The sequence below is a fragment of the Cobetia crustatorum genome, assembly GCF_000591415.1.
Classification (GTDB): Bacteria; Pseudomonadota; Gammaproteobacteria; order Pseudomonadales; family Halomonadaceae; genus Cobetia; species Cobetia crustatorum.
On sequence record NZ_JEMF01000138.1, the window covers coordinates 1 to 1618 of the forward strand.

At 62.2% G+C, this 1618-nt stretch carries 1 protein-coding gene; it reads left to right on the forward strand.

From position 1 onward, the window contains the following. The coding region (locus BF12_RS20940) for a beta strand repeat-containing protein (protein ID WP_211242495.1) at positions 1 to 1618 on the forward strand (1618 nt) is incomplete at both ends.

The following is a 1618-nucleotide window of genomic DNA, read 5'->3' on the forward strand; positions in this document are numbered from 1 at the left end:
CCGGTCGTCGCCACGCCGACCAATGACATGACCGCCGTGGATGGCGAGACTCTCAGCATTGCTGCGGGCGAGGCCTTCAGTGACGTGGATGGCAGCGATGAGCTGGCCTATACGGTTGCGGGTCTGCCGGCAGGTCTGGCCATCAATGGCACCACCGGCGAGATCACCGGCACCCTGAGCGCCGATGCCTCGCAGAATGGTCCGTTCGAGATCACTGTCACCGCCAATGATGGCAATGGTGGCACGATCAACGACGTCTTCACCCTGACGGTCAGCAACGTTGTACCGGTCGCCACCGATGACGCGGCGACAGCGGTCGAGAACGTGACGCCGACCACCGGCAACGTGCTGACCAATGACAGCGATGGCGGCATTGATAGCACCGACAGTGACATTCTGGTCGTCAGTCAGGTGGACGCCGATGCCGACAATGTCGGTGAGGCGATTGCCGGCTCCACCGGTGGCCTGATCACCATCAATACCGACGGCAGCTATACCTTCGCGCAGGGCACGGACTTCGATGATCTGGCCGATGGAGAAAGCCGTATCACGGCGATCGATTACCAGATCAGTGATGGTCAGGGTGGCTTCGACACTGCCACGCTGAGCATCACCGTGACCGGCACCAATGATGCGCCGGTCGTCGCCACGCCGACCAATGACATGACCGCCGTGGATGGCGAGACTCTCAGCATTGCTGCGGGCGAGGCCTTCAGTGACGTGGATGGCAGCGATGAGCTGGCCTATACGGTTGCGGGTCTGCCGGCAGGTCTGGCCATCAATGGCACCACCGGCGAGATCACCGGCACCCTGAGCGCCGATGCCTCGCAGAATGGTCCGTTCGAGATCACCGTCACCGCCAATGATGGCAATGGCGGCACGATCAATGACGTCTTCACCCTGACGGTCAGCAACGTCGTACCGGTCGCCACCGATGACGCGGCGACAGCGGTCGAGAACGTGACGCCGACCACCGGCAACGTGCTGACCAATGACAGCGATGGCGGCATTGATAGCACCGACAGTGACATTCTGGTCGTCAGTCAGGTGGACGCCGATGCCGACAATGTCGGTGAGGCGATTGCCGGCTCCACCGGTGGTCTGATCACCATCAATACCGACGGCAGCTATACCTTCGCGCAGGGCACGGACTTTGATGATCTGGCTGACGGCGAAAGTCGTGTCACTGCCGTCGATTACCAGGTCAGTGATGGCCAAGGTGGCTTCGACACTGCCACGCTGAGCATCACCGTGACTGGCACCAATGATGCGCCGGTCGTCGCGACACCGACCGATGACATCATTGCCGTCGATGGTGAGACCCTCACGATTGCTGCCGGTGACGCCTTCAGCGATGTCGACGCCACTGACACGCTGGCCTATACGGTTGCGGGTCTGCCGGCAGGTCTGGCCATCAATGGCACCACCGGCGAGATCACCGGCACCCTGAGCGCCGATGCCTCGCAGAATGGTCCGTTCGAGATCACTGTCACCGCGGATGATGGCAATGGTGGCACCGTCACCGATACCTTCATCCTGACACCGAGCAACACCGCGCCGGTGGCGGGTGATGACGCCGCTACCGTCGCCGAGAAAGCGCCGGCCTCCGGCAATGTGC